Raw genomic sequence first — 5,056 nt, forward strand, 5'->3', positions numbered from 1 at the left:
AGGGCGAAGCCGATCCTGTGGGCCCTTTCGGCGTCCATCCCGGAGAAGACGATCCGGAAGAAGGTCGGGTAGATGCGCATGCACCCAGAATTCCACGCGGAGCGGGTGCGTACCAACTCAGGAAGCCTCCCGGCCCGGGACACCGGAGGTAGTGTCGGAGGATGGACGGGCGCTGGTCGGAGGACATCCTCGGAGGGCCCTTCCGTGCGCTCACGCTGCCCCTGCCGCCCGACGACGAGGGCCCGCGCGTCGCGACCCTGGTGGCCCACGAGCCCGAGGACGTCCCGCGGCTCCGGTCGGGGCCCGCGCGGGCCGTGCTCTACGTGCACGGTTTCAGCGACTACTTCTTCCACTCGGAGCTGGCGGAGACCCTGCATGCCCGGGGGTGGGACTTCTTCGCCCTGGACCTCCACAAGTACGGCCGGAGCCTGCTGCCGGGCCAGACCCCGGGGTTCGTCACCTCCCTCGACGACTACGACGCCGACTTCGAGGCCGCGATCGACGCGCTCCGGAGCCGTCTCGCGGCACGGCACGGCCCGGGGACGGTGGTGGAGATCGCGGTGATGGCGCATTCGACCGGCGGCCTCACCGCCGCCCTCTGGGCCGCCCGCAACCCCGGCCGCCTCGCGGCCCTGGTCCTCAACAGCCCCTGGCTCGACACCCAGGGCAGCGCGCTGCTGCGGACCGCCGCGCAGGGCATCCTCGACACGGTGTCCCGCCGCCGCCCGAAGACACGATTGCGGCTGCCTGCCCTGGGCTTCTACTTCAGGAGCATCAGCGATACGCGCGACGGCGAGTGGACCATCAATCCGGCGTGGCGTCCGGAGGCCGGCTTCCCGATCAGGGCAGGCTGGCTGGCAGCGGTCCTGGCCGGGCACGCGGCCCTCGCCCGAGGGGTGTGCATCGATGTGCCGGTGCTCGTGCTGTGTTCGACGGCATCCACGATCAGTGGGACCTGGAACAGCTCGATGCTGGAGACCGACAGCATCCTCGACGTCACGCCCCTGGTGCGCCGTGCCGCGGAACTTGGCACCACCGTGACGATCCGCCGGCTGCACGGCGCGCTGCACGACGTCTTCCTCTCCCGCCGCGACGTGCGCCGGCAGGCCGCGAGCTTCACCGCGTGGTGGCTGGACTCGTGTGTACCCGCGGGCCCGCCCTAGGTGGACGGCCCGTCGGACGCCCGGTCCACCGCGCCGCCGTACCTGCGGTCGCGCGCGGCGTACTCCTCGATCGCACGCCACAGGGTCCGTCGGTCGACGTCGGGCCACAGGGTGTTCATGAACACCATCTCCGCGTAGGCGGACTGCCAGAGCATGAAGTTCGACAGCCGCTGCTCGCCCGACGTGCGGAGGAACAGGTCGACGTCGGGCAGGTCGGGTTCGTCGAGGTACCGCTGGATGGTCTTCTCGCTGACCGACGAGGCCTTCAGGGTGCCGGCGGCGACGTCCTCGGCGATGGCCCTGGCGGCGTCGGCGATCTCGGCACGACCCCCGTAGTTGACGCACATCGTGAGGGTGCAGGTCGTGTTGAGAGCGGTGTGCCGCTCCGCGTCCTCCAACTCGCGGATGACCGACTGCCACAGCTTCGGCCGACGCCCGGACCAGCGGATGCGGACGCCCCAGTCGTCGAGCTGGTCGCGCTGGCGCCGGAGTACGTCCTTGTTGAACCCCATGAGGAAGCGGACCTCCTCGGGTGAGCGTTTCCAGTTCTCGGTGCTGAACGCGTAGACGGAGACGTGCTTGACGCCGATCTCGATCGCGCCGGCCATGACGTCGAGCAGCGCCGCCTCACCGGCCCTGTGCCCTTCCGTCCGGGGCAGTCCCCGCTCGTTGGCCCAGCGGCCGTTGCCGTCCATGACGATCGCCACGTGCTCGGGCACGAACTGGCGCGGGATCGGGGGAACCTGCTCACCGCTCGGGTGGGGCCACGGCGCCACGGGTCGAACAGGGTTCTTCATATGCGCTCCACGTGTTTGAGGGAGGCGACCCCGCGTTCGAGGTGCCATTGCAGATAGGCGGCGACCAGTCCGGCGGCCTCACGGCGTGCGCCGCCCTCCGAGGCGTCCGCGATGGTCCAGTCCCCGGTCAGCAGCGCCGCGAGCAGGTCCATGGTCGCGGCCGAGGGCGATGCGGCTCCGGGGGGCCGGCACACGGGACAGACCGCTCCGCCGAGCGGGGCGGAGAACGCGGTGTGCGGCCCGGGCGCGGCGCACCGGGCGCAGTCCGTGAAACTCGGGGCCCATCCCGCCGTCGCCAGCGACCGGAGCAGGTAGGAGTCGAGGATGAGTTCCGACGGGTGCAGGTCGCGGCTGAGGGCGGAGAAGGCACCAGCGACGAGGGCGTACTGCGCTCCCCCGGCCTCTCCGATGTCGGTCAGCCGTTCCGCCGTCTCGGCGATGGCCGTCGCCGCGGTGTACCGGCCGTAGTCGGAGGCGATCCCGTGCCCGTAGGCGCCCTTCGTCTGGGCCTGGGTGACGACGTCGAGATTCCGCCCGTGTGCGAGCTGGAGGTCGACGGACATGAACGGTTCCAGGCGGGAGCCGAACTTGCTGGTGGTCCGGCGTACGCCCTTGGCGACGGCACGGACCTGGCCGTGGTCCCTCGTCAGGAGCACGATGATGCGGTCGGCCTCACCGAGCTTGTAGGTACGCAGGACCACGCCTTCGGTGCGGTAGGTGCGCGATGCTGAGGAGGAGGCCACAGTCTCATTCTTCCACCTGCCACCCCCGCGGCAATCGTTCCGCGCGGGGGTCGCAGGGCGGAGAGGGCTCGGTCAGGCGGCGTCGCGGATGGCGCGGTTCACGGCCGAGACGACCGCCTTGAGGGCTGCCATCGTGGTGTTCGCATCGATCCCGACGCCCCACAGCACCCGCTCGCCCACGGCGCACTCCACGTAGGCGGCGGCGCGCGCGTTGCCGCCCGAGGACAGGGCGTGCTCGGTGTAGTCGAGGACGCGGACGTCGACCCCGTCCTGGCTGAGGATGGCCAGCAGGGCATCGATCGGTCCGTTGCCCTGCGAGGTCTTGCGCTGCTGGACACCGTCGACGAGGAGGGTCGCGACGAGCTTGAAGGAGCCGTCCTCCGCCGTGTCCGTGTTCACCGAGGTCAGCTCGTAGTGGCCCCAGGCCCCCGCGCCGCCCTCGGCACGCATGGGCAGGTACTCGTCCTGGAACGCCGACCACAGCTGGGCACCACTGACCTCGCCGCCCTGCGTCTCCGTGCGGCGCTGGACGACGCCGGAGAACTCGATCTGGGCGCGGCGCGGCAGGTCGAGGCTGTGCTCGCTCTTGAGCAGGTAGGCCACGCCGCCCTTGCCCGACTGGGAGTTGACGCGGATGACGGCTTCGTAGGAACGGCCGATGTCCTTGGGGTCGATCGGCAGGTACGGCACCGCCCACGGGAGGTCGTCGACGCCGACCCCGGCCTCTGCGGCATCGCGCTCCATGCTCTCGAAGCCCTTCTTGATCGCATCCTGATGCGATCCGGAGAACGCCGTGAAGACGAGGTCGCCGCCGTAGGGCGACCGCTCCGGGACGCTGAGCTGGTTGCAGTACTCGGCCGTGCGGCGGATCGAGTCCATGTCGGAGAAGTCGATCTCCGGATCGATCCCCTGGCTGAAGAGGTTCATGCCGAGCGTCACCAGGTCCACGTTCCCGGTCCGCTCACCGTTGCCGAACAGGCAGCCCTCGATGCGGTCGGCACCGGCGAGGTAGCCGAGCTCTGCGGCGGCCACACCGGTGCCGCGGTCGTTGTGCGGATGCAGTGACAGGATGATGCTGCTGCGGTCGGCGAGATTCCGGTTCATCCACTCGATCGAGTCCGCGTAGACGTTGGGCGTGGCCATCTCGACGGTGGCAGGCAGGTTCAGGATCATCTGCCGGTCCGCGGAGGCCTCGAACACGGCCGAGACCTCGTTGCTGATGCGCGCCGCGAACTCGAGTTCGGTGCCGGTGAAGGACTCCGGGGAGTACTCGTAGGTGATCGCGGTGTCGCCCATGTTCTCCTCGAACTTGCGGCACAGGCGGGCGCCCTGGAGGGCGATGTCGATGATGCCGTCCTGGTCCTGGTTGAACACCACGCGGCGCTGCAGCACGGACGTCGAGTTGTACAGGTGGACGATGGCGCGGTCCGCGCCCTCGAGGGATGCGTAGGTGCGTTCGATCAGGTGCTCACGCGACTGCGTCAGCACCTGGATGGTGACGTCGTCGGGGATGCGGTCGCCCTCGATCAACTGGCGGACGAAGTCGAAGTCCGTCTGCGACGCCGATGGGAAACCGACCTCGATCTCCTTGTAGCCCATGCCCACGAGCAGGTCGAACATCTTGTGCTTGCGCTCGGCGTTCATCGGATCGATGAGTGCCTGGTTGCCGTCGCGCAGGTCCACGGCGCACCAGCGGGGCGCCTTCGTGATGACGCGGTCCGGCCAGCTCCGGTCGGGGAGCTCCACGGAGATCTGTTCCTGGAACGGGCGGTACTTGCCGAACGGCATACCTGATGACTTCTGTGCGTTTCGCATGGGGATCGGCCTTATCTGTCGGGACTGAGGGTGCTGGCGGCCGGGCAACGCGGACTCCGCGGCGAGGGATGGCCAGTAGCTCGTAGGTCCTAGATGGCCTCGCCGCGGCACCGAAGAAGAGTTCTGTGTGCGCGCACGTTGCCACGATAGCACGGCACATAGGATGGCTTGCGGGGCGCCTCGCCTCGGGATACCAGGTACCGCAGCACGAGGAAACAGGAAGCGACAATGACGATCAGCACTCTCGATCCGGACAATCTCGACGGAACGGTCCGACCCCAGGACGACCTCTTCCGGCATGCCAACGGAGTGTGGCTCAAGGACGCGGTGATCCCCGACGACCGTCCGCTCACCGGGTCCTTCACCGCCCTCCGGGACGCGTCCGAGCTCGCCGTCCGCGCGATCATCGAGGACGCCGCCTCGCGGGCGGGGACCGGACCGGCGGACGGCATCGACGCGAAACTGGGCACCCTGTACGCGGACTTCATGGACACGGCCCGGGTCGAGGCCCGGCGGGCTACGCGGAGATGTGGTCGGG

The 5,056-nt window shown here is 69.4% G+C and carries 4 protein-coding genes and 1 pseudogene; 2 read left to right on the forward strand and 3 right to left on the reverse strand.

All coding sequences use genetic code 11. The features are described 5' to 3' along the window. The first annotated feature begins 161 nt into the window (after positions 1-161). Positions 162-1,163 (forward strand): alpha/beta hydrolase, encoded by a 1,002-nt coding sequence (locus tag CVO76_RS05835; protein ID WP_133080547.1) that lies wholly within the window; start codon positions 162-164, stop codon positions 1,161-1,163. Here CVO76_RS05835 and CVO76_RS05840 read toward each other — a convergent pair. The 3 genes from CVO76_RS05840 to leuA form a co-directional block, all read right to left on the reverse strand. Further along, on the reverse strand, positions 1,160-1,960 hold the full coding sequence (locus CVO76_RS05840) for an isoprenyl transferase (protein WP_133080548.1): 801 nt from the start codon (positions 1,958-1,960) through the stop codon (positions 1,160-1,162). The two genes, CVO76_RS05835 and CVO76_RS05840, sit on opposite strands and share 4 nt — an antisense overlap. Continuing rightward, complete coding sequence (gene recO, locus CVO76_RS05845) at positions 1,957-2,703, reverse strand: DNA repair protein RecO (RefSeq protein WP_133080549.1); 747 nt, start codon at positions 2,701-2,703, stop codon at positions 1,957-1,959. Before recO ends, CVO76_RS05840 begins: the two co-directional genes overlap by 4 nt. A gap of 72 nt (positions 2,704-2,775) precedes the next feature. Beyond that, positions 2,776-4,518, reverse strand: a complete 1,743-nt coding sequence (gene leuA / locus CVO76_RS05850; protein WP_208741184.1) for a 2-isopropylmalate synthase — start codon at positions 4,516-4,518, stop codon at positions 2,776-2,778. A gap of 228 nt (positions 4,519-4,746) precedes the next feature. Here leuA and CVO76_RS05855 point away from each other — a divergent pair. Next, positions 4,747-5,056: pseudogene (locus tag CVO76_RS05855) on the forward strand (peptidase M13); the annotation flags it as partial.

The organism is Arthrobacter agilis (assembly GCF_002953615.1).
Lineage (GTDB): Bacteria > Actinomycetota > Actinomycetes > Actinomycetales > Micrococcaceae > Arthrobacter_D > Arthrobacter_D agilis_B.

Coding starts and splice junctions, on each gene's coding strand:
- CVO76_RS05835 (WP_133080547.1), top strand. CDS start 162: ATGGACGGGCGCTGGTCGGAGGACATCCTCGGAGGGCCCTTCCGTGCG.
- CVO76_RS05840 (WP_133080548.1), bottom strand. CDS start 1,960: ATGAAGAACCCTGTTCGACCCGTGGCGCCGTGGCCCCACCCGAGCGGT.
- leuA (WP_208741184.1), bottom strand. CDS start 4,518: ATGCGAAACGCACAGAAGTCATCAGGTATGCCGTTCGGCAAGTACCGC.